Origin of the sequence: Allobosea sp. CER48 (assembly GCF_044752385.1) — a bacterium.
GTDB lineage: Bacteria > Pseudomonadota > Alphaproteobacteria > Rhizobiales > Beijerinckiaceae > Allobosea.
The window spans coordinates 1-1,300 of record NZ_JBIWYK010000679.1 but is presented as its reverse complement, the minus strand read 5'-3'; the positions used below and the strand labels follow the sequence as shown (position 1 = coordinate 1,300).

General features: G+C 61.8%; 1 protein-coding gene. It reads right to left on the bottom strand.

Annotated features, from left to right (window positions below; translation table 11 throughout):
* A partial coding sequence (locus ACIPIA_RS16515) for an AI-2E family transporter (protein ID WP_400511059.1) occupies window positions 1-1,253 on the bottom strand: 1,253 nt, incomplete at its 3' end.
* Window positions 1,254-1,300: the final 47 nt, after the last annotated feature.

Here is a 1,300-nt window from a genome sequence, read left to right as displayed (position 1 = left end):
GCGTCCAAAACACCGCGGCTCTCGTCCGCTGCGGCAAGCCGTAGGCCTTCGAGCGCTACGTCGTCGTAGTAGGCGGATAGCGAGCGCTCTTTCAGCACCTCCTCGGCCTTGTCGGCAGCTTCCGCTGGATCTCCCGCGAGGATCCGTTGGTAGAAGATCTCTGGCGCGGACAGTGGCGGACGGTCTCCCAGCATGACGTCCAGAAATTCCAGCCTTTCAACGTGCCGGCCAAGGACCACGAGACACACGGTCAATGGTGTGGCGAGAACCAGGCCGATAGGGCCCCACAACCAGGTCCAGAATGTCGCCGCGACGATGATGGCGACAGGCGACAGGCCGGTTGAGCGGCCGTAGGCCAACGGCTCGACCACATGACCGGCAACTGGCTCGGCGATCACGAACAAGCCGGCGGTCAACGCCAGCATCATCCATCCGGGGTCGACCGATGCGGCGATCACCATCGGAAAAACCGCCGAGAGGATGGCGCCGAGATACGGAATAAACCGGAGGATTGCTGCAAGAATTCCCCAAAGCAGAGCGCTGGGGACGTCGATCGCCCAGAGGCCGCATCCTATCACGGCCCCAAAGCCTGCATTGACGATGAGCTGCGTCAGAAAGAGCCGGCTGAGGCGCTTGGCGGCGTCGTCGAACGCGGCCGTCGTCTTTTGCAGGTCGGAGGTTCCGGTCAATCGGATGAAGCGATTGCGGAGGTCTTCGCGTTGCAGAAGAATGAAAACCAGGAAGATCAGCACGATTCCCGTGGTTGTCAGAGGGTGGATCAGCGGCGCGAGAAAGGCCTGCAGCGTCTGGATCGCGCCGGGCTCCGGTTGATGGACTTCGACTGGAATCGGGCGTGCTTGATCAGGGCTCGGCTGCTCACTCCGAGCGGGGGCGTCCATCTTGGGTCGGTCGAGCTCCTTGCCGAGATCCTGCAGCACATCGGCGGCACGGCTCAAAACCCCGCTCTCGGGGCTCGAACCTTTCAAGGCGGCAATCTTGGCGCGGATGGTATTCTGATAGACCGGCAGATCACTCGCCAGCTGCGTCGCCTGGCCAACCATTGCCATGGTCAGGCTCGCCAAGGTTGCGAAGGCGATCAGGACGACCGCAAAGACCGCGAGCGCTCGCGGAACACGCAGTTTCTGCAATCCTTTGACCAGCGGTGCCAGCACGAAACTGAACAGGATTGCGAGTGCCATGGGGACGAAGACTTCACGCCCGAAATAGAGCGCAGCAATAATGAAAGCGCCGATGGCTACGTTGGCGAGGCTGTCCGCAGGTGACTTTACTGCTCGTCTCG